Genomic DNA, 20,443 nt, shown 5'->3' with positions numbered 1-20,443 from the left:
TGAATTGATCTATAGGAGGGCACCGTGACCGTACCGGCTTATCCGGTCCCGAATCCGGCGGCACCGAGTCGTCCGGCGACGGTGACCATTTCATCAGTCCTCATCTTCATCGTCGCCGCCATGCAGGTCCTGAGCGCCATCCTGGTGATCTCGATCTCCGGCACCCTCGCCGAGGCGTACCGGGATGCCATCGAGCTGGAGAGCTCGGAGGCTGTCGCCGATATCGGATCGATCGCCCGGATCACCTACGTGGTCATGGCCGTCATCTATGTGCTGATCGCGATCGGCATGACCACGCTGGCGCTGCTCAACAACCGGGGCAAGAACGCGTCACGCATCCTGACCTGGGTGTTCGGCGGCCTCGGGCTCTGCTGCAACTCACTCAGCCTGAGTCTCACGGCGGGCGGACTCGCGTTCAGCGGTACCGGGGAGGGCATTGAGGACGCCCGGATCGAGGAGCGCGTCAACGAGTTGATCCCGGGCTGGTTCAACGTGCTCATGACGGCGAGCACCGTGCTCACCGTGCTGGGCCTGCTCGGCGCGATCGTGCTGCTCGCGCTGCCGCCGTCGAACGCGTGGTTCCGCCGGCCGGCCGCGTGGAATCCGGCGATGCCGTTCCAGCCGTACCCGGGGCAGCCCGCCTACCCGCCGCTGCCGGGGTATCCGCAGCAGCCGGGCGCATACGGCCAGCCGGCCTACCCGCCGCCGCCCAGCCACCTCGGCTCGCCGCAGCAGTACGGCCAGCCGGGTGAACCTGCTCCGGGTCTGCCGACGTACCCGCCGGCCGCGCCGGCTCAGCCGGACCCGTGGGCGCCGCAGCCGTCGCAGTCGTCGCCGGAGGCACCGTCCGACCCGTGGGCCGCCCCGCAGGCGTCTCCGCCCTCCCCGGCTGCTCCGGCGTCGGCCCCTCCGGCGACGCCTCCCGTGTCTGCGCCTCCCGCAGCCCCGCCTGCCGCAGCCCCGCCTGCCGCAGCCCCGCCTCCCGCAGCCCCGTCTCCCGCCGAGCCGCCGTCGGCAGGTGACCAGGGCGGCGACCCGCCGCCACGGTCCTCCTCCGGCCCGGCCTGATCTGTTTCGGACCGGCCCGCCCCTCGGGGTGAGCCGGTCCGCCCACTTACCGGCCCGGTACGCGATAAGTTCTTGCCAGCCGAACCCGCGGGAGCATCGATGTCGTACGCCATCCAGCCGCAGCCCGTCGCCGCACCGCCGGCCGTGCGCCGGCCTGTCGCCGTCAACCTGGCGGTCGCCCTGCTCTGGGCCATGGCGGCGGCCGGTCTGACCTACGCGATCGGCATGGTCGCCGTCACACCCGGAGTGGTCGGCCGGTTCCGGGACGCGGCGCCCGGTTCGGCGGCCGTGGACAACTTCGTCACCGTGCTCTGGTTGATCGCCGCCCTGTCCCTCGTCCTGGGACTGCTGGTGGTGGCCCTGTTCGTGGTGCTCGGCATCGCGCTGCGCCGGGGCAGTCGCCTCGGCCGGGGCATCACTCTCGGGGTGTGCGGGCTCGGACTGCTCACCGGTCTGGGGACTCTGGCCGTCCTGGCCGTGCAGCGGGCCGGTGAGGCGGCTCCCGGGACGCTGAGCGAGGCATTGAACGAGGCTTACCCGAACGGATGGATCGTCCTGAACGTCGCCGTGGCGGCCGCACAGGTGATCGCCTACCTCGTGGTGGCGGTGCTGGTGCTGGTAGCGCCACGGACGTTCTTCGGTGGCGCCGCGGCTTATGCGCCGACGGTCAATTCCACGTCACCCGAGTGGGCTGGCCCACAAACGAAACCTTTTGTTACCGGCGGGTCCGAACACGATCAGTTCTCGGATCTACCCTCTTCGACGAAGTCCACACCCAACCCGGAAGACGAGTACTGGTCGCGACCGAACGAGTGAGCGGTTCCGTATCGACGACTGTGGGTCACACGAACGGGTACGGTCCGTTTCTGTCGCTGTCACCCGATCGGCTGTCCGGATAGATCTAGATCGGCCGGACGGTGGGGGTTTTCGCCCGGACGGACAAAGGTGATTTGGTGCCTTCACAGGCTCTTCACAGTCCCACGACCAGGTGATCCTGGGGGTGACCCGGGTACCGTGCAGGGGTTAGGTGCTTTGAGCAGCATCTATGGTCGGGGGAAGGGTCGCGATCAGATGTGGGATCGGTAAACCTTGTTTACAGAAGCCCTCAAAGTCCCGCGTCAATAGTTCCGTTCCGCCCTGCCGGGGCGAAAGATTCCGGTTTTCGTACAGCCAGTACGCTCGATGTCATGAGAGCACGGCACGACCTGGGTAAATTCATCACTGAATTGTCCGTCGCGCAGCGTGGCGTCGTGCTTTCATCGGGTCGTGGGGGTGGTGACGAACCGATGATCGCGCAGTGTGGCGTGATGGTCTCGACGCGTTCCGTGCCGAGTCATCGTCGAGGATCTGTGTGGCGAACAAATCGACGAATTGACAATGTGGTCCGCCTCACTCCGACGGCGGGGATCGAGACCTCGACACGGATGGGTAGCGACCAGATGGCGGCTGAGGCGTTGCAGGAGGCAGAGACTGAAGCCGTCATCGCACGAAAGGTGGAGCCGGGCGAGGGTGTCCGGTCGACCGACCCGGCGATCGATGTCGGCCTTACGGCCTGAAAGTTAGCCGGTTCGTCCCTGCTCGCATGCAGGAGAATCGATGCAGTTGGTGGAAGGATGGAGATCGTGGGAACTGCGTTGGCGGAAATGACCATGCCTCAGATCTCGCCGCTTGCCGGTGAGCCTATTGAACGCGCTGACGCTGAGCGCCTGGCGGGAGTGCTCAAGGCGCTCGCCGACCCGGCTCGGCTACGGCTGTTGAGCCTTATTCAGTCCGCTACGGACGGAGAGGCTTGTGTCTGCGACCTGACGGCTCCCCTGGGCCTCTCGCAGCCCACTGTGAGTCACCATCTTCGGATTCTGACCGAGGCGGGTCTGCTGGAGCGGGAGAAGCGGGGAGTGTGGGCCTACTACCGGCTCGTGCCGTCCGCGATCGCGACGATTGCGGACCTGCTGACCCCGCCGCGGAAGCGAGCCACTAAGAAGGCCCGCTGAATCCGAAGCACGCGGCAACGCCTGGCGTCACTGACTATGGGGGCGTGACGCCAGGCCGAGGACCCCGGCCCACGGACGGGCCGGCGGACCTGAGGAGGAACGGGTGAACTACGTACCCGGTGACCTGCGCGACCAGCTCGCGCATGTGGGTTACGACGTGGTGCAGGCGGGCCTCGTGTGTGGATCGGGCGGCAATCTGTCCGCCCGCATTCCCGACGAGGACGCCATCTGGATCACCGCGAGCGGCACCTGGCTGGAACGGCTCAGCCGCAAGGACTTCACCGCGGTGCGGGTGTCCGACGGGGGTCCTGCCGCCGTCGGTACCGTCCCGCTGCCGCGGATCGAGCCGACCAGTGAGCTGGCTCTGCATCTCGCTCTCTATCGGGCCAGGCCGGACGTCAACGCGGTGGTGCATCTCCATCCGCAGACGGCCCTGCTGCTCGACGCGCTCGGTGAACACATCCGGATCGTGACCACCGATCACGCGTATTACCTGCGGCGGGTGTCGACCGTGCCGTTCCGGCTGCCGGGCAGCACCGAGCTGGCCGCACTGACCGCCGCGATGGCCGCCGACGGCACCGACTGCCTGGTGCTCAGCCAGCACGGGTGCGTGGTGATGGGCGACTCCGTCGAGCTCGCACACAAGCGGGCCCGCAACCTGGAGGAGGCCGCGTCGCTGACGTACCGGGCTCTGGCGGCCGGACGTCTGGAGAACCTCCGGGAGTGTCCGGAGGAGTTCCTGGACCGGCTCTCCGGGAACGCCGCCGTCACGGTGTGAGCAAGCCACGAAAAAGGCCGGCCCGACGGGCCGGCCTTTCGTGTTCCCCAGCTCAGCTGCGCGGCCACTGCTGGTCGTTGTGGGGCTGCGGCGATCCGTACTGCTGCGGCGGGTAGTGCTGCTGCTGGGGCGGGTAGACCGGCTGCTGCGGCGGGTAAGCCTGCGGGGTGGGCTGGTAGCCCTGCTGCGGGTAGGCCGGCTGCTGCGGCACTCCGTGCTGCTGGTTGTGGTCGCCGTGCTGCTGGTTGTGGTCGAAGTGCTCGTGGTACTCCTCGCGGACGGCGTCGGCGATGCCCGCCACACTGGCGGCGGCGACCACGCCGATCGCGGTCGCCGGCTCCGCCTTGTGCAGGCCCTGCTTCTTGGCCTTCCGCTCCCGGAGGATCTCGATGAAGATCGGCAGCACCGAGACCAGGACGATCAGCACCACGACCGGCAGGATGTACCGGTCGATCTTCTCGCCGATGGCGGCGTAGATCTGCTCGGCCAGCAGGTAACCGATCAGGATGATGCCGTCGGTCCAGAGGATCGCGCCGACCACGTTCCACAGGAAGAACTGCTTGGCCGGCATGCCCAGGGTGCCGGCGACCGGGTTGAGGAACGTCCGCACGATCGGGATGAACCGGGCCAGCACGACGGCCTTGGCCGGGCCGAACTTCTCGAAGTAGTACTCCGCCTTCTCGACGTACTCCGCCTTGAAGAGCTTGGAGTTGGGTTTGTCGAACATCCGGCGCCCGTACTTGGCGCCCAGCCAGTGACCGAACTGGGCGCCGATGATGGCACAGATCGGCGCACCGATCAGCAGGCCGACGATCGACAGCTTGATGCCGAAGATCGAGTTGGCGACCTCGGAGGCCGCCACGCCCGCCAGGAACAGCAGGGAGTCACCCGGGAAGAAGAAGCCGACCAGAAGGCCGGTCTCCGCGAAGAGGATGGCCAAGACACCCGGGAGCCCGAAGGCCTGGAGCAGATCCTTCGGGTCCATCGGGTTCAGGGCTAGCTGCTCGGTGAGCGCATGGATGTCCACGAGGAGCCAGGGTACCGGCCCACTCAAGGCCGGAACCTGTATGAATCCTGTGCACTCCGGGAAGTGACCTTACGGTCACAGTCGAGGGTCGACCGGCTCGGACTCCGCGGCCAGGATTGCGAAGACCAGCTCGTGCACCCGCCAAGCCGGAGCGCCCTCGGCCAGCCGGTCCAGCGCCGCCAGGCCGAGGCCGTGCTCACGCAGAGCCAGCGAACGCTTGCGGCCCAGGTTGCGCTGGCGCAGACGTTCCAGCTGCTCAGGACGGGTGTACTCGGGCCCGTAGATGATCCGCAGGTACTCCCGGCCCCGGCATTTGACCCCCGGCTGCACAAGGCGTCCCTTGCCGTCGGTCACGGCGAGACCGGCCCACGGCTTGACCACCATGCCCTCCCCGCCCGCTCCGGTCAGTGTCAGCCACCACTCGGTCGCGGCGGCCTCGGCTGCCGGGTCGGCCAGGTCCACGATCATCCGGCGGGTCGGCGTGAAGAGCCGCGGGTCTGCCGCGACCAGGCGGTCGGCCAGCCCGAGGTGCCAGTCATGGTCCTTTTTCGCGTACGAGACGCCGGCGCCGGCGAGCACCGCGAACGGTGCCAGGGTGACCCCGGTGAGCCCGTCCGTCGGCTTCACGTAGGCACGGTATGCCGCCGAGTAGCCGGTGATCTCGGCCGCCCGCAGCTCCAGACGGTCGCGCAGCTCGGCGACGTCGTGCCCGCGCCCGGCCACCTTCTCCAGCACCGACAGCGCCGCGGGCAGGGCGGCCCGGCCGGCCGCACCCACCCCGGCGTAGTGGTCCCGGATCAGACCGCCCGCCTTCGCCGACCACGGCAGCAGTTCGGCGTCGAGGAGCAGCCAGTCGGTGTCCAGCTCGTCGAAGATCGGTGCGGCCGCGGCCCGGACCCCGGCCAGCAGCGGCTCGTCCAGTTCGGGACCGAAGAACGGCCGGCCGGTACGGGTCCAGATCGCGTCCCCGGCACCGGAGGCCGAGACCCGCACCACGGCGCGGGACCCCATGTGCTTCTCCTCGCACACCACCCGGTCCACCCCAGCGGCCCGCAGGTCGGCGAAGGCGGACGACGGGTGCTCGAGGTAACCCTCCACGGTCGAGCTGGTGCACGGCGCCATCGTGGGCGGAAGCCAGACCAGGGTCTGGGGGTCGACGGCGAACCGGCCCATGACCTCCAGGGCGGCGGCCGCGTTCTCGGCGGGGACGGTCGTATTCCCGTACCCGAAATCGATGTGTTTCCGTCCGATGACGTCCGCGATGTCCAGACCCTCGTCGCTTCGCGCGGGCGTGGTGAAGAGCGGCTTGACCGGGGCGTAGTACTCCTTCGCGGCCGGGACCGCGACGAGTTCCCGCGACGGCCAGCGCAGCGCGGTGAGGGCGCCGCCGAAGACGCAACCGGTGTCCAGGCAGATCGTGTTGTTGATCCACTCGGGGACCGGGGTGGGTACGTGGCCGTAGACGACGGCGGCGGAACCCCGGTACTCGCGGGCCCAGGGGTAGCGGACCGGCAGGCCGTACTCGTCGGTCTCGCCGGTCGTCTCGCCGTAGAGCGCGAAGCTGCGCACCCGGCCCGACGCCCGGCCGTGGTACGCCTCCTTGAGCCCGGCGTGCGCCACCACCAGGTTGCCGTCGTCGAGCACGTAGTGGCTGATCAGGCCGTCGATGAAGGTGCGGACCTCGCTCACGAACTCGTCCGGCTCGGCCGCGAGCTGCTCGAGCGTTTCCGGGAGTCCGTGGGTGAGCTGCACGTTGCGGCCGTTCAGCTTGCGGGCCAGCTTCTGCTCGTGGTTGCCCGGCACGCAGATCGCGTGCCCGGCCGCCACCATGCCCATCACGAGACGCAGCACGCCCGGCGAGTCCGGTCCGCGGTCGACCAGGTCACCGACGAAGACCGCCTTGCGAAGATCCGGGTGCACGGCGTCCACCGGACGGCCCCGCTCGTCGCGGATCAGCTCCCAGCCCAGCTTGGTGAGCAGTGCCTCCAGCTCGGCGCGGCAGCCGTGCACGTCACCGATGATGTCGAACGGCCCGTGCTCGTCCTTGCGGTCGTTGAAGAGCTTCTCGTACCGGATCTCGGCCGCCTCGATCTGCTCCGTGCCGCGCAGTACGTGGATCTTCCGGAAACCCTCCTTGGCCAGCTGGTTGAGGGATCGGCGCAGGTCACGGTGCATCCGGGTGAGGACCTGACGGCCGAAGGTACGGTCCTCGCGTGCCTGGGTGCGTTCCCAGGCCAGCGACTCCGGCACGTCCAGCACGATGGCGACCGGCAGGACGTCGTGCTCGCGGGCCACCTTGACCAGCCCGGCGCGGGCGTGCGACTGCAGGTTGGTGGCGTCGACCACGGTGAGCCGGCCGGCGGCGAGCCGCTTGCCGGCCACGTAGTGCAGCACCTCGAAGGCGTCGGAGGAGGCCGACTGGTCGTTCTCGTCGTCGGCGACCAGGCCGCGGAAGAAGTCCGAGGAGAGCACCTGGGTGGACTTCCAGTGCGCGCGGGCGAAGGTCGACTTGCCGGAGCCGGAGATGCCGACCAGAGCGACGAGGGCCAGCTCGGGAACGTCGATGATCATGCGGACACCTCGGTCTTGATCGTGAAGAGGGCGAGCTGGGTGGGAGAGCCGGTCTCCTCGTGATCCTCACCGACACCGCGGATCGTCACGTCGTAGCCGTGCTCGCCGGCCACCCGGCCGGCCCAGGCAGCGAACTCGGCCCGGGTCCACTCGAAGCGGTGGTCGGAGTGGCGCATCCCGGTCAGCCCCTCGTAGTGCACGTTGTACTCGGCGTTCGGTGTGGTGACGATCACGGCGCCGGGTCGGGCGTGCCCGAAGACAGCCGTCTCCAGGGCGGGCAGCCGTGGCAGATCGACGTGTTCGATGACCTCCATGAGTACGGCCGCGTCGAAACCGCGCAGCCGATCGTCACGGTAGGTGAGGGCGGTCTGGATCAGCCGGATCCGGTCCTTCTGGCGCTCCGGCAGCCGGTCCAGCCGCAGCTTGCGGGCCGCCACATCGAGCGTGCGGGTCGCCACATCGGCGCCGACGATCTCGGTGAAGCCGCGGTCCTTGGCCAGTGCGGTCAGCAGCGCTCCACCACCGCAACCGAGGTCGAGCACGCGGGACGCGTTCACCTCGGCCAGTGCGGCCAGGACCGCGTCCCGGCGCTGCTCGGCCAGCGGGGCCCGGCGGGCCACCGGCAGCTCGGACTCCTCCTCGGTGACCGGCTGGTCGGCTTCCAGCAGCTGCAGCGCGGTGGTCGCCAGTGATCGGCGATGGGCCAGGTACCGGCGGGCGATCAGCACCTTCTCCGGGTGCGCGGCCAGCCAGCCCTCACCGGAGCGCAGCAGTTTCTCGATCTCGTCCGGCGCGACCCAGTAGTGCTTGGCGTCGTCGAGCACCGGCAGCAGCACGTAAAGGTGGTTGAGCGCGTCGGCGACCCGTACCTCGCCGGTCAGCAGCACGTCGACGTACCGGCTGCCGCCGCCGACCTCCGCCTCGAACGGGATCGGGGTGGCCGTCACCGACCAGCCGAGCGGCTCGAACAGGCGGGTGACCAGGTCGGGCGTGCCGCGCAGCACCGGCACCCGGATCTCCAGCGGAATCGGGACGGCGGTCAGCTCCGGACGGTCCTTCGAGGCGCCGCGCAGGGCGCTGCGGAACACCTTGGCCAGTGCGCTGGAGAGCAGGCTGGAGGCCGCGTACGGGCGGTCGTTGACGTACTGGCTCAACTCGAAGGCGTCCTTCTGCGCCCGCAGCAGTTGCGGGTCGACGTCCAGCAGCAGGGCGGCGGTGCAGCGGTCCTCCTCCGCCTCGGGGTAGAGGACGTACGCCGTGCCGGTGGGCATGCCGAACGAGTGCACCTTGCCGGGGTGCTTGACCAGCAGGTAGCCCAGGTCGGTGGCGGGCCGGTGGGTGGTCGTCAGAGTGAGCAGCACCAGACGATCGTGTCAGCGGGATGCGAATCCGGCGATCGATTTGCGGCGCACCGCAATGATTCCGGTGCCCGGCCCCGTCGTAGGAGCGGAGGTGCCCGTGACCTACGAGGAATTCGCCGACAGCCGGCTGAGCGCGTTGCTGCGTTACGCCGTCATGCTGACCGGCGACCCCGCGACCGCTCAGGACCTGGTGCAGGAAACCATGGTCCGCGTCCAGCTGAACTGGCGGCGGGTGGCCCGCAGCGACTCGCCCGACGGCTATGTGCGCAGGATTCTCACCAACCAGTTCATCGATCTGCGGCGTGGGTCCTGGTGGCGGCGTGTGCTGCTGCGTGCGGATCCCGACCCGTCCGTCCCGGTCGCCTCCGACCACGCCGACGAGAGCGCCGAGCGCGACCGCATGTGGAGCCTGCTCGCGAAGCTTCCGCGACGCCAGCGTGCCGCCCTCGTCCTGCGTTACTACGAGGACCTGCCCGATCAGGCGATCGCCGACATTCTCGGCTGTCCCGTCGGCACGGTCCGCTCGGCCATCTCGCGAGGGCTCGGCACGCTCCGGGCGGAATTGGTGGTAACCCCATGAGCAGGATCGAGGAAGAACTCCGGGCCACGTTCGCGCGGCACGAGGCGAGCACCCCGGCCTCCGGGCCGGTGCGACAGAAGATCGATTTCGCCTGGGTACGCGCAAAGCGCCGCCGTGCCTGGCGGAGGACGGCGGGGGTGGCCGCCGCGGTGGTGCTGGCCGGCGCCGCCACGCCGCTGGTGATCGACAACTTGCAGCACCGGGAGGGTGGACCCGTACTGCCGGCGGCCGTCGACCCGGCGGGTCCGCTGGATGTGCTGCTGCTCGGCAGTGACCGCCGGGAAGGGCGGGAACCGGGTACCTCACTGGCCGACACGGTGATGCTGCTGCACCTGACCGCGGACCGGAAGCAGGTCTACCTGATCAGTCTGCCGCGGGGTGGCGTACTGCCGGGCGGGGAGAAACTGAACTGGACGCTGATGCGCGGTGCCTCGGCGACCAGGGACGCCGTCGAAGGACTGACGGGCGTCGAGCTGGATGCCACCGTGACTGTCGAACTGCGGGCGCTGCGTGCGGTCAGTGCGGCGGTCGGCGATGTGACCATGTGCGTCCGGCCGGGCATCGTCGCGCACCCGGGGCGCAAAGCCATCCCAGCGGGCTGTCACGACATCGGACCCGACGAGGTCGAGCCGCTGCTGCGGGGGCGGTGGAAACTGCCGAACGGGTCGTACGACCGGGACCACAACAACCGTGCGTACCTGCGGCTGCTCGCCGGTGAGGCGATGGCCGGCGGGATCAGCCTGTCCGAGCTGCAGGCCCTGCTGACCAGTGCCGGAAAGGGTCTTCGGGTCGACGGGGACGAGCTCACGCTGCTGCGGGTCGCCGCGTCACTCGACGAACCCGAACTGGTCGGTATCGGGGCGAAGAAGTCCGCCCGACGAGAGGGCAGCCGGGACGAGGCGATCTATCCCGGGGTCGGTCCCGGCCTGTATGCGGCGATCCGTGACGACCGGCTGGCCGAGTGGGCGGCCGCGAATCCGGATTACGTGGACCAGCGGTGACCGATCAGCGGTAGTCGTCGTCGAACCCGACGATCCGGTTCTGTTCCTGGGCGTCCCACTCGTTGGCGTCGCTGACCGGCGGCTGATCGTCCGGTTCGTCGTCCTGCCAGCCGGGGATCATGGTCGCCTGCTCGGCCGCGTCACCCTCGGGTGTCTCCAGGTCGATCTCGTGCATCGGATATCTCATTCTGAGCTCCCTTCCGCTTGTCGCCGGCATCCCCCTCATGGTGCGCGCATGCCGCTCCGAATGCTCGGCAATCCGGGTTCCGTGATGTCGATCAGGGCGGTGTCGTTCGACTGGTCCGGGTCGTCGAGTCCTCTGTCTTCGAGGATCTCGATCCGGCCGGCGTCGGTGGTGGGTTTCCGTACCCGTACCGCCAGATCGAAGTCCTCCCGCTCGCCGCCACCGATCGAGGCAGTCGAGTTGCACTCCACGAACTGCCCTTCGTCCGGATGCAGGAGACACCGCTCAGGGGCAGACATGATCCTGGTGTGGTGCGGGGTGGTCACCGAGATCGTCAGGTAGTTGTTGAGGTAGGAGTTCGGATACAGCCGGCCGGGACCGTGGTTGATGAGACTCGCCCGGAGGGTGCCCCGGCCGTCGGCCAGGACGCTCCGCACACCGGAGACCTCCATGTCGGCTGACCGGCCCCTGGTCACGGTCAGGTCGAGGGACGATTCCGCGTCGACCCACTTCTCCGCGTAGTCGTCCCAGACCTTCTCCGGCGGGCCGGCGGGCGGGCCGGCCAGCTCCTTCAGCTTCAGCTCGGATCCGGCGGCCCATCCTGGGCCCGGGGTGCTCACCCAGACGTACTCGCCGGCGCCCGGGGGGATCGACTCCGGCGGGATGGTCGGCAGGGCCGCGTACTCGGTGGCGGTCCACCAGGTCGCGAGGGTCCACACGATGCTGCCGGTGATCGAGTCGGCCGGTGGGCGGAAGGCCAGCGGTTCGGAAAGGCCGTAGTACCCTCCCGGCTTCAGCTTCGTGTCGAAGGTGCAGAGCAGATGCCGCTGACCGGTGGAGCAGTTCCGGTAGGACGTCTTCACCAGACGCTCGGTGTCGATCATCAGGGACACGACCGCTCCGGAGACCGGGGTGTCGCCCGCGTTGTGGACGGGCAGATCGAATCGGGCCACCTGCCCGGCCGTCATGGCGATCGGGGCGACCCGGGGCATCTTGAGGGTGGGAGATTCGATCTGCGGCGCACCGAGGCCACTCAGGGCGAGCAAGGCTCCGACACCGCCGGCAGCGATCTGCCCCGTAAGTGAGAACATGGCCTGACGGTAGTTGTCCGATATGAGAAATACGCCAGGATCTCGGTCCGGTTTTCGAGGCGGTTTCCACTACGCACCGCGACTGCGGAATACTGCCTGCTGGAGGACAGCGCGGTCCTGCCCTCTCGCAGCCGTGAAAATGAGCAAGGAGCGCATCCCGATGCCTATCGCTTCTCCTGAGGTCTACGCCGAGATGATCGATCGCGCCAAGGCCGGCGCGTTCGCCTACCCGGCGATCAACGTGACGTCCTCGCAGACCCTCAACGCGGCCCTGCAGGGCTTCGCCGAGGCGGGCAGCGACGGCATCATCCAGATCTCCACCGGTGGCGCCGAGTACGTCTCGGGCCCGACGATCAAGGACAAGGTCGTCGGCGCCGTGGCGCTGGCCGAGTTCGCCCACCACGTGGCGAAGCAGTACCCGATCAACATCGCGCTGCACACCGACCACTGCCCGAAGAACCACCTCGACGGGTTCGTCCGGCCGCTGATCGACATCTCCGCGGAGCGTGTGGCCAAGGGCCAGGCGCCGCTGTTCCAGTCGCACATGTGGGACGGCTCGGCCGTTCCGCTCGACGAGAACCTGCAGATCGCCGAGGAGCTGCTGGCGAAGACCGCTGCCGCCAAGATCATCCTGGAGATCGAGGTCGGCGTCGTCGGTGGCGAGGAGGACGGCGTCTCCGCCGCGATCGACGACAAGCTTTACTCCACCGTCGAGGACGGCCTGGCCACCGCCGCCGCGCTGGGCCTGGGTGAGAAGGGCCGCTACCTGACCGCCCTCACCTTCGGCAACGTGCACGGCGTCTACAAGCCGGGCAACGTCAAGCTGCGCCCGGAGATCCTGAAGGAGATCCAGGACGCGATCGGCGCCAAGTACGGCAAGGAGAAGCCGCTCGACCTGGTGTTCCACGGCGGCTCGGGCTCGCTGCTGTCGGAGATCCACGGCGCTCTGGACTACGGCGTGGTGAAGATGAACATCGACACCGACACGCAGTACGCGTTCTCCCGCCCGGTCGCGGACCACTTCTTCCGCAACTACGACGGTGTGCTCAAGGTGGACGGCGAGGTCGGCAACAAGAAGGCCTACGACCCGCGCGCCTGGGGCAAGCTCGCCGAGAACGGTCTCGCCAAGCGGGTCGTCGAGGCCTCGCAGCACCTCCGCTCGGCCGGCACCTCGCTCGGCAAGTAAGCACTCGATTCACTGACAGCGGCCGGTCCCCTTCGTGGGACCGGCCGCTGTTGTGTTGCGGGGTCACACAGAGGCGTGGGTACCATCGACCGATCAAGATCGGCGGGGCGGTGGTCGTGCTCGGAATCGAGGGCTGGGAACCCGAGTGGCATCACGATGCCGAAGCCCTCGCCGCGACCCATCGATACATGTTCGTGCGGCTCATCGGCAGGAAATTGCGAACAAGCCAGCTGATGTGGGACGTCGCGGAGCGTGGCTGGTTCGCTGACGGCCCGGTGATCCTCGACTTCGGACTGAGTCGCGTGGAGATCACTCATCGTAAGTTCGACGAGTGCGCGATCACCTGGAACCAGATCGACACGAGTCTGCCGGTCGACCTGTACGAGCACTTCGACTGGCGCTCCGACCCGCACGCCGCGCTGCGCAGGGCCCGGGGCCGGGTGCTCCGCGCGGTCAACGTGATCGAGCGGACCACCTCGGCCGACTGGCGGCCCCGGGTACTGCACGCCGTCGAGTTCCTCTTCGACGGCGCGCGTCTCGCGATCTACAACGCGATGGACGAGAACGGCATCACCGACGTCCCCGAGGCCGACCTGCCCGCGGTGCACTGGCGTCGCGTGCACGTCGCATGATCAGCCTCGGTCAGTAACTGCCGCCGCCGCCACCACTGTCGCCACCGCCGCCGCCCCAGGACGAGCCGCTGTCGCCGCCGCCGCCCCAGGACGAGCCGCTGTCGTTGCTGCTGCCACCCCACCAGCTCCGGCTGCCCCCGTCGTCGTTCGACGACGAGCCGCTGTCGGACCACGTGCCGCCGGCCGCCACCGTGCCGGCGTGGTGTGTGTGGTGGCTGTTCGAGCCGGCCCGCCGGATCCGGCCGGGCCGGCTCGCCAGGTAGGCGTTGCGCCGGCGGCGCTTGATCATCTTGGCCGCGAGCGACACCGCGACCAACGAGACGACGACGATGATGACGACCACGGTCAGATCCATGGATGCAGTGTGCGGTAGCCGCGCCACTACGACGAGCGAGCGGCCACGACTCTGTCCGGAGAGCCGGAAACGCTGATCAGACGGCCTGTCCGGCCGCGCGGCCGGCGGCTCCGGTCAGTCGCCGCCACCGCCACCGCCGCCGCCCCCACCGTCGCTGCCGCCACCACCGCTGTCGCCGCCACTCCAGGAGCTGCCGCTGTCACTGCTTCCCCACGACGAACCGCTGTCGTTCGACGACGAGTGGCCGTCCCACGTCCCGCCGGTGGAGCCGCTGTGACGGTGCGCATGCGAGCCACCGTGCCGCCCACCGGACTCCCGGACCTGCCGGTAGGCGGCCCGGGTGTTGCGCCGGGCCATTCGCACGGCCATCACCACGGCGAACACCGCGATCAGAACACCCAGCGCCGCCGGCAGGAACAGCAAGATTTCCATGACAGCAGTGTGCGGCAGCCGCACCGTCAGCGGGAGAGCGCTGCCATGGCCTCGTCCAGGGAGTCGGTCACCACGATGAGATCCGACTGGTCGCCGTGCGGGGACCGGGCCAGCAGCGGTCCCAGAAGGTCGGCCACCGGCAGTTTCGACCAGTGCTCGACCCCGAGGAACACGTACGCCCCGGACGGCCCGTCGGTGGCGTAGAACGTCTTCGTCGCGGCCTGGAAGATCTCCTGCACGGTTCCGGCCCAGCCGGGCGCGAAGACGATGCCGCCCCGGGCCAGCCGCAGAATCGAGTCCTCCCGGACCGCGTTGGAGAAGTACTTGCCGATCTGACCGGCGAACAGGTTGGCGGGCTCGTGGCCGTACAGCCAGGTGGGCAGCGCCAGACCGCCGTGCCGCAGCCGGCCCGCCACGTCGAGTTCCGGCAGCGGGTGTGCCGCACGCACCGCGAGAGCGGCCGCCGTGTACGACTCGTGATCCATGAAATGCGGGGAGACCGCGAGCCGGTCGATGGCAGCGGACAGGTCGGACTCCTCGGCCGACGCGAAGTAGGCGCCCAGGTTCGCCGCCTCCATCACGCCCGGGCCACCGCCGGTCACGACCAGGCGCCCGGCCGCGGCCAGACGCCGGGCCAGTGCCGCGGCCATCCGGTACGGTTCCGAGCCGCGCGGCGCCGCATGCCCACCCATGATCCCGATCGCGCCGCCCGGCCCTTTGGCGTGCGCCCACTCGTTGAGCGCCTTGCCGAGCGCGTTGTCGATCCCCGCGTCGTGCAGTCGCTGGGCCAGAGCTTCGCGGATGTCCGGGACGGCGCCGCCGTGTGCCACGAAATGGTCGTACACGACGGTGTCGTACATGCCGGCGAAGCCGCGCTCGGCGAAGCCGGCGGACAGGTCCTCGGGCGTGTACAACAGTGCCGGATGGGTCGGGTAGGGCCGCCCGTCGAACGGCGGGATGACGTGGGCACCGCGCCGGATCAGGTCGACCTCCACGTCCTCACCGGCCAGATGACAGCCGACGAACATGGTGTCGCGTACGTCCACACCGCTCAGGTCGGGCGGCTCATGGTCCAGGCGCAGCCCCAGCACACAGAGGCCGGCCAGGGTGTTCTTGGCCAGGTGCACCTCGAGCTCGGCTCGGGTCTCGATCTCGTCGGCGGTCGCGTCGAAGGGCGCGTCCCCGCCCAGAACTGGTTGCAGCGGATCGGGCATGCCGTCCATCTTGCTCGTACCGAGCACGCCGTTGACGACGAACCTAGAGTTGTCCGCATGCGTGCTGCCACAGGTTCACTTTTCGGTCTGGCCTACGGGGATTCGCTCGGTAAACCGACCGAGTTCCAGGAGTACGCGACGATCGTGGCCCGATACGGCCCGGGCGGCCCACGGCAGCTGGTCGGTGAACCGGCTCTGGTGACCGACGACACCCAGATGGCGCTGGCGGTCGGTGAGGCGCTGCTCGAGGTCCATGCGATCACCCCGGACGAGCTCGAGCCGGTGCTGCGCCGGCGGTTCATGGAGTGGGCGGCCAGCCCGGAGAACGATCGGGCACCCGGCATGACCTGTCTGCGGGCGATCGGCAACCTGGCCGACGGCCGGCCGTGGACGCGGGCCACCCAGGCCGACTCGAAAGGCTGCGGGGCGAACATGCGGGTCACCCCGGTCGGCCTGGTGCCGGGGCTGACCGACGACCAGCGGGCCGGGGCGGCACAGTTCCAGGCCGCCCTGACGCACGGGCATCCGACCGGGCTGGCGGCGAGCGAGCTCACCGCGTACGCCGTCCTCTGGCTCCGGGACGGTCTCGCGCCGTCCGGCCTCCTCGAAGCGCTGCGGGAACGCTGCGCCGAGCAGCGCAAGGTCTACCGCGGTGACTGGCTCGGCGAGCTGTGGCAGCGGCCGGCGGTCAGCTCGCCGGAGGAGTTCATCGCGCGTGGCTGGGACGAGTGCGCGGCCGCACTGGACCGGGTCGAGGCGGCTCTGGCCGCCGGTGACCACACCGGTGACCCGTGCCTGCGCACCGGCGCCGGGTGGATCGCCGAGGAGGCGCTGGCCACCGCTCTCTACGTCTACCTGGTCTCACCGGACGAGCCGGTCGCGGTGGTCGGCCGGGGTGCGGCCTCGTCCGGCGACTCCGACTCGATCGCCTGTCTCGCCGGGGCCTTCGCGGGCGCCGCCCTGGGTCTGGCGGCCTGGCCGGCCGACTGGCAGACCCAGATCGAATACGCGGACCGGCTCTTCCGCCTCGGCACCGCCTGGGACTGATCGTCACCCGGTAGGAAGCGGGCGAGACGCGGTACGGCACGCCGACGGCGGAGAAAACCAGGCGAAACGTCACAGCGACGGAATGATCGCCGTCCGGCCGGGTTGAATGAGGGCATGCAGAACCTCCTTCCCGAGCCGCCCGCCACCCGGCTGCCCGCCGACGCCGAGGCCGACAAGGCCCTGGCCGATGCCGCCGCGACAGGCTCCGAGCAGGCCTTCAAGGCGGTTGCCGCCAAGTTTCCCGCCTACAGTGCCGCCTGGGCACCGCTTGCCGCCGCTGCGCTCGGCGCCGGCGAGCCGGTCACCGCGTACGCCTACGCCCGCACCGGATACCACCGAGGCCTCGACGCGCTGCGCCGCAACGGCTGGAAGGGTCATGGCCCGGTGCCCTGGTCGCACGAGCCAAACCAGGGTTTCCTCCGCTGCCTGCACGCGCTGTCGCAGTCCGCGGCCTTGATCGGTGAGGCGGACGAGGCGGCCCGCTGTGCGCAGTTCCTGCGGGACAGCGACCCGGCCGCCGCCGACGCCCTGACGTGATGACTTCGTGACCCGGTTCCGGTAACCGGGGCCGGCCCTCGGTTCCGTCCTACTCATGGGAACGCCGATCGAATTCCATGAGGTGGACATGTCACGGCTTCGCACGATCCGACGGGTGGCGGGTGCTGTTCTGGCATCCGCCACCCTCATACCTTTGAGCGCCTGCTCGCCCGACCCTGACCCGCTGTTCGCGCTGGCGATGGTCGGCGACCGGGCCACGGTGCTGATCGCCGAGTGTGCCCGCGCCCAGATCGACTACGTCGCGGTGTGGGAGCGTGCCGATCCGGCGTCACCGGTGCCGCAGCAGCCGGGTGCCCCCGACGGCCGGACCGACAAGTGGATCGAGTGGCACGTCGAGTCGCCGCGCAAGCCGGTGCCGTCGAGCACGCTGAAGACCAGCGCCGTGGATGCGCCCGCTCAGGTCACGCTCCTCGAGACGCCGCCCGGGTGGGTGATCACGCGGGACGAGCTGACGGAACTGCGCGAGGGCGTCGAATACCACCTGAGCGGCGGCCTGGGGAAGATCGGCTCCCTCGACTTCACTCTCGCCCGGTTGCGCGAGCTGCCACCCGGTGACGTGCTGACCGCCACCGGGTATCTCGAACAGCACGTGGTGCCCGAGGCCGAGTTCCAGGCCGAGGCCCGGAAACACTGCGACTAGAGACCGTCGGCCACCGCTGCGGCGATCTTGAGCCAGGCGTCCTTGGTCTGGCCGGAGAGCTCGCCGTAACGGATCGGCTCACCCGAGTCGATCAGCCGCTCGTAGGGGGCCACCAGCACCGCCCGGGTCCGGGCCGCGAAGTGCTGCTGGATCCAGTCCAGGTCGATGTCCTTACGGGTCGGCGGCATGGTGACAACCGTCACGGCCTGCCGGACCAGCCGCCGCCGGCCACCCTGCTCCAAGTGGTCGAGCATCCGGGCGGCGGTCTCGGCCGAGTCGTTACGGGCCGACATCGTGATCACCAGCTGGTCGGTGGCGTCCATCGAGGCCTGCCAGTTCTCCGCCCGGACGTTGTTCCCGGTGTCCACGAAGATCAGCTTGTAGAAGCGGCTCACCACATCGCGGATCTCGGCGAACGAGTTCGCGGTCAGCATCTCACCGGCGGTCGCCGACTCGTCCGACGCGAGCACGTCGAACATGCCCTCGCCCTGCGCCCGTACGTACTGCGAAAGGTCACCGACCCGGCCCTGTGCGCCCTGGAAGAGATGCAGATCACGCATCATGTCCCGGACGGTGCGGGCGTGGAAGTCCTGCTGGGCACGCATGCCCAGCGTGCCCTGCGTCTCGTTGTTGTCCCAGGCCAGCACGTACCCACCGCGCTTCTGCCCGAACGTCATCGCCAGCAGCAGCACGGCCACCGTCTTGCCGGCGCCGCCCTTCGGATTGACCACAGTGACCTGACGCAGCCCGCCGAAGTTGCGGCGAACCATCTCGACGTCCTGTTTGTACTCCAGCTCGCGCTGCCCGGGAGCCAGCTTGACGAGGCCGAACATCCCCTTCTGCAGCATCGCCCGGGCACCCATGGTGGCGGACTGCTGCGCCGGCCGGGCCAGTCGCCGGCGGGCGAACTCCTCGGCCGTCGGTGTCGCCTCGGCGATCCAGTTCAGCTCTTGGAACGGGTCCGCCTCGGCGGCGGGCCGGACCTCCTCGGCCGGCGAGAACTGCTCGACCGGCGCGGGCGGGTAAGGGTTCGGCAGCCCGGGTGCCGGCTCGTGGACGGCCGGTTGCGGAGCCTGCCGCAACTCCGGCGCGACGGGCGCGTCCGGCCGGGCGTCAGCCGCGGGTCGCGGTGGCTGCGGCACCGGCAAGGACTGCGGCGGTACGGCCGGAGCGTGCCCACCCGACCAGGTGTCCGGCGCGGGCCGGGCCGTGACCGGAGGGGGCGGCGGTGACGCAACCGGAGGCGCCGGCCGCGGCACGACAGGCTGGGTCGCCTGCGGCACGACGGGCTGAACCGGTTGCGGGACGACCGGATGGGTCGCCTGCGGAACGACCGGATGGGTCACCTGCGGGGTGACCGCGTCACGCGGCGCCGGGACGGGCGGCTGCGACCACGGCGTGGCGGGGCTCACCCCCTCCTGCGGGACGGCCGGGTTCGCGTGCGCGATCGGCGGCGGAACCGGAGCGGGACCGTCGGCGACCGGCACGCGTGGCACCGGCACGTGCACGCCCGGTGGCAGGGACGGACCGTCGGCCGGCCGGAACACTCCCGGCTCGACCTGGACCATCCCGACCGGTGGCGTCCGGTCGGCCAGTGGCACGGCACGGCCGTGCACCGGCGTCTCGGGCTCATCGGCCCAGAACGGCTCCACGTCCCGGGCCGGCGGAGCAGGCTCGGCGCCCGGGACGTAGACACGGTCGGCGTTCTCGTCCGCCACGGATGAGACCTCCGGTATCACGAAATCTTGGCTCGGTGCCCGTCCAGAGTTGCACGCGAATCAGGCGGCGTACACCGCCCAGGCCCCCGCCTCGGTCCACCAGGATCGCTTGCGACTCGTGGAGCCCGCCACCCCGTCGTCGAGGAACTGGAGTTCGCCCTCACGGGGGAGGACGGACACCGCCCGGCCCCGGGTACGGCGCACCTCCACCCGTACCCGCGTGTTCTTGAAAAGCTTCTTGACCACGACCGGGACCGCCACCGCGACCTCGACCCGGCCGTCGGTGGGATCGCCGTCGGCGAGCAGCCGCAGACCGTCGAACTCGGCGTACCCGGCGCTGTTGCCGATCACACAGGCCAGCACCGGCTCCTCGCCGTCGGTCAGGACGGCGTCGTCGACCTCCACCCGGCCGCGCCACGGCACGGCACGGCCGTTGTCGTCCGAACCGCCGAGCAACGCCCCGTCCAGCGTCACCGAACCGCCGTCGTTGCGGAGCAGGTCAAGCCTGCGGACCGTGCCGTTCAGCACCGCCGCGGCCACGTCGGCCGGTGCCCGGGGCAGGCCGAGCTGAGCCGCCAGATCCCCGGTTGCGGACGGGTCGAGCGGCAGGATCCCGATCGCGGGCAGGTCCGGAACGGTCCGCTGCGCGGGCAGGTCGTCCGGGCGCTTGCTGGGTGGCGGGGCATACCGGCGGACCAGACGGCGCATCACGGCACGCAGCTGCCCGTCGGTCGCGGTGGCCACCACCAGGCGCTGCTTGCTGTCCAGATCGGGCCAGGTCAGGCCATCCGGGCGGGCCGGGCCGTCGAACCGGGCGAGCACCTCGTCGATCTCGGCGTCCGAACCGGCCAGCACGGTCTCCACCCGGGCCCCGGCCGCACGCAGCGCGTCCGCGCAGGCGAGCACCGGGGTCCGCGGGGTGGCGCAGGTGGCGTTGCAGCCACCGCAGCCCGAACCGCAGCCGTCACCCGAGCCCTCGGCCAGGCTGAGCAGTACGACGTCGTACATG

The 20,443-nt window shown here is 69.8% G+C and carries 22 protein-coding genes; 12 read left to right on the top strand and 10 right to left on the bottom strand.

The features are described from left to right. The first annotated feature begins 24 nt into the window (after positions 1–24). The 5 genes from AB0G04_RS13925 to AB0G04_RS13905 all read left to right on the top strand — a co-directional run bounded on the left by AB0G04_RS13925 (position 25) and on the right by AB0G04_RS13905 (position 3,837). Positions 25–1,068: a hypothetical protein gene (locus AB0G04_RS13925; RefSeq protein ID WP_360981825.1), complete on the top strand. Its 1,044-nt coding sequence runs from the start codon at positions 25–27 to the stop codon at positions 1,066–1,068. 99 nt (positions 1,069–1,167) lie between these two features. Continuing rightward, positions 1,168–1,884: a hypothetical protein gene (locus AB0G04_RS13920; protein ID WP_360981823.1), complete on the top strand. Its 717-nt coding sequence runs from the start codon at positions 1,168–1,170 to the stop codon at positions 1,882–1,884. A 371-nt stretch (positions 1,885–2,255) separates the two neighbouring features. Then, positions 2,256–2,624 carry a hypothetical protein gene (locus tag AB0G04_RS13915; protein ID WP_360981821.1) on the top strand — a complete coding sequence of 123 codons (369 nt, stop codon included), beginning with the start codon at positions 2,256–2,258 and terminating at the stop codon, positions 2,622–2,624. Positions 2,625–2,681: 57 nt separating this feature from the next. Continuing rightward, positions 2,682–3,059 carry a metalloregulator ArsR/SmtB family transcription factor gene (locus AB0G04_RS13910; RefSeq protein WP_092549981.1) on the top strand — a complete coding sequence of 126 codons (378 nt, stop codon included), beginning with the start codon at positions 2,682–2,684 and terminating at the stop codon, positions 3,057–3,059. A 103-nt stretch (positions 3,060–3,162) separates the two neighbouring features. Next, positions 3,163–3,837: a class II aldolase/adducin family protein gene (locus AB0G04_RS13905; RefSeq protein WP_360981819.1), complete on the top strand. Its 675-nt coding sequence runs from the start codon at positions 3,163–3,165 to the stop codon at positions 3,835–3,837. A gap of 52 nt (positions 3,838–3,889) precedes the next feature. On the opposite strand, the gene AB0G04_RS13900 is transcribed toward AB0G04_RS13905, so the two are convergent. From AB0G04_RS13900 to AB0G04_RS13890, 3 genes are all read right to left on the bottom strand, one after another. Continuing rightward, on the bottom strand, positions 3,890–4,864 hold the full coding sequence (locus AB0G04_RS13900) for a DedA family protein (RefSeq protein WP_360981817.1): 975 nt from the start codon (positions 4,862–4,864) through the stop codon (positions 3,890–3,892). 75 nt (positions 4,865–4,939) lie between these two features. Beyond that, positions 4,940–7,435: a polynucleotide kinase-phosphatase gene (locus tag AB0G04_RS13895; RefSeq protein WP_360981815.1), complete on the bottom strand. Its 2,496-nt coding sequence runs from the start codon at positions 7,433–7,435 to the stop codon at positions 4,940–4,942. Continuing rightward, the gene (locus tag AB0G04_RS13890; RefSeq protein WP_360981813.1) at positions 7,432–8,796 is read right to left on the bottom strand and encodes a 3' terminal RNA ribose 2'-O-methyltransferase Hen1; all 1,365 of its coding nucleotides are present in this window, start codon (positions 8,794–8,796) and stop codon (positions 7,432–7,434) included. Before AB0G04_RS13890 ends, AB0G04_RS13895 begins: the two co-directional genes overlap by 4 nt. Before the next feature lie 97 nt (positions 8,797–8,893). Here AB0G04_RS13890 and AB0G04_RS13885 point away from each other — a divergent pair, with 97 nt between their 5' ends. Both AB0G04_RS13885 and AB0G04_RS13880 read left to right on the top strand, forming a co-directional pair. Continuing rightward, positions 8,894–9,376 (top strand): SigE family RNA polymerase sigma factor, encoded by a 483-nt coding sequence (locus AB0G04_RS13885; protein ID WP_360981811.1) that lies wholly within the window; start codon positions 8,894–8,896, stop codon positions 9,374–9,376. Then, complete coding sequence (locus AB0G04_RS13880; RefSeq protein WP_360981809.1) at positions 9,373–10,377, top strand: LCP family protein; 1,005 nt, start codon at positions 9,373–9,375, stop codon at positions 10,375–10,377. The genes AB0G04_RS13885 and AB0G04_RS13880 overlap by 4 nt, the downstream gene beginning before the upstream one ends. Positions 10,378–10,381: 4 nt before the next feature. Here AB0G04_RS13880 and AB0G04_RS13875 read toward each other — a convergent pair whose 3' ends face one another. Both AB0G04_RS13875 and AB0G04_RS13870 read right to left on the bottom strand, forming a co-directional pair. Continuing rightward, complete coding sequence (locus AB0G04_RS13875) at positions 10,382–10,564, bottom strand: hypothetical protein (protein WP_360981807.1); 183 nt, start codon at positions 10,562–10,564, stop codon at positions 10,382–10,384. Between the two features lie 35 nt (positions 10,565–10,599). After that, positions 10,600–11,652 (bottom strand): hypothetical protein, encoded by a 1,053-nt coding sequence (locus AB0G04_RS13870; protein ID WP_360981805.1) that lies wholly within the window; start codon positions 11,650–11,652, stop codon positions 10,600–10,602. A 160-nt stretch (positions 11,653–11,812) separates the two neighbouring features. Here AB0G04_RS13870 and fbaA point away from each other — a divergent pair, with 160 nt between their 5' ends. Continuing rightward, complete coding sequence (fbaA, locus tag AB0G04_RS13865; protein WP_106327683.1) at positions 11,813–12,838, top strand: class II fructose-bisphosphate aldolase; 1,026 nt, start codon at positions 11,813–11,815, stop codon at positions 12,836–12,838. 110 nt (positions 12,839–12,948) lie between these two features. Further along, the gene (locus AB0G04_RS13860) at positions 12,949–13,470 is read left to right on the top strand and encodes a hypothetical protein (RefSeq protein ID WP_360981803.1); all 522 of its coding nucleotides are present in this window, start codon (positions 12,949–12,951) and stop codon (positions 13,468–13,470) included. 10 nt (positions 13,471–13,480) lie between these two features. Here AB0G04_RS13860 and AB0G04_RS13855 read toward each other — a convergent pair whose 3' ends face one another. The 3 genes from AB0G04_RS13855 to AB0G04_RS13845 all read right to left on the bottom strand — a co-directional run bounded on the left by AB0G04_RS13855 (position 13,481) and on the right by AB0G04_RS13845 (position 15,471). After that, complete coding sequence (locus AB0G04_RS13855) at positions 13,481–13,825, bottom strand: hypothetical protein (protein ID WP_360981801.1); 345 nt, start codon at positions 13,823–13,825, stop codon at positions 13,481–13,483. A 114-nt stretch (positions 13,826–13,939) separates the two neighbouring features. Continuing rightward, positions 13,940–14,257 (bottom strand): hypothetical protein, encoded by a 318-nt coding sequence (locus AB0G04_RS13850; RefSeq protein WP_360981799.1) that lies wholly within the window; start codon positions 14,255–14,257, stop codon positions 13,940–13,942. A gap of 26 nt (positions 14,258–14,283) precedes the next feature. Further along, positions 14,284–15,471, bottom strand: coding sequence for a hypothetical protein (locus AB0G04_RS13845; RefSeq protein ID WP_360981797.1), 1,188 nt, complete (start codon positions 15,469–15,471; stop codon positions 14,284–14,286). Positions 15,472–15,528: 57 nt separating this feature from the next. Between AB0G04_RS13845 and AB0G04_RS13840 the strand changes: the two genes are divergently transcribed. From AB0G04_RS13840 to AB0G04_RS13830, 3 genes are all read left to right on the top strand, one after another. Next, entirely contained in the window at positions 15,529–16,518 is a 990-nt protein-coding gene (locus AB0G04_RS13840; protein WP_360981795.1) for an ADP-ribosylglycohydrolase family protein, read from the top strand. 114 nt (positions 16,519–16,632) lie between these two features. Beyond that, entirely contained in the window at positions 16,633–17,055 is a 423-nt protein-coding gene (locus tag AB0G04_RS13835) for a DUF3151 domain-containing protein (RefSeq protein ID WP_360981793.1), read from the top strand. A gap of 115 nt (positions 17,056–17,170) precedes the next feature. Then, positions 17,171–17,716, top strand: a complete 546-nt coding sequence (locus tag AB0G04_RS13830; protein ID WP_360981791.1) for a hypothetical protein — start codon at positions 17,171–17,173, stop codon at positions 17,714–17,716. On the opposite strand, the gene AB0G04_RS13825 is transcribed toward AB0G04_RS13830, so the two are convergent. Together AB0G04_RS13825 and AB0G04_RS13820 are read right to left on the bottom strand one after the other, a co-directional pair. Continuing rightward, on the bottom strand, positions 17,713–19,434 hold the full coding sequence (locus AB0G04_RS13825; protein WP_360981789.1) for a chromosome partitioning protein: 1,722 nt from the start codon (positions 19,432–19,434) through the stop codon (positions 17,713–17,715). The two genes, AB0G04_RS13830 and AB0G04_RS13825, sit on opposite strands and share 4 nt — an antisense overlap. A 60-nt stretch (positions 19,435–19,494) precedes the next feature. After that, positions 19,495–20,442: a hypothetical protein gene (locus AB0G04_RS13820; protein ID WP_360981788.1), complete on the bottom strand. Its 948-nt coding sequence runs from the start codon at positions 20,440–20,442 to the stop codon at positions 19,495–19,497. Position 20,443: the final 1 nt, after the last annotated feature.

Source organism: Actinoplanes sp. NPDC023801, from assembly GCF_040639655.1.
Taxonomy (GTDB): domain Bacteria; phylum Actinomycetota; class Actinomycetes; order Mycobacteriales; family Micromonosporaceae; genus Actinoplanes.
The sequence above is the reverse complement of the archived record's forward strand: the minus strand, read 5'-3'. Positions and strand labels throughout refer to the sequence as shown.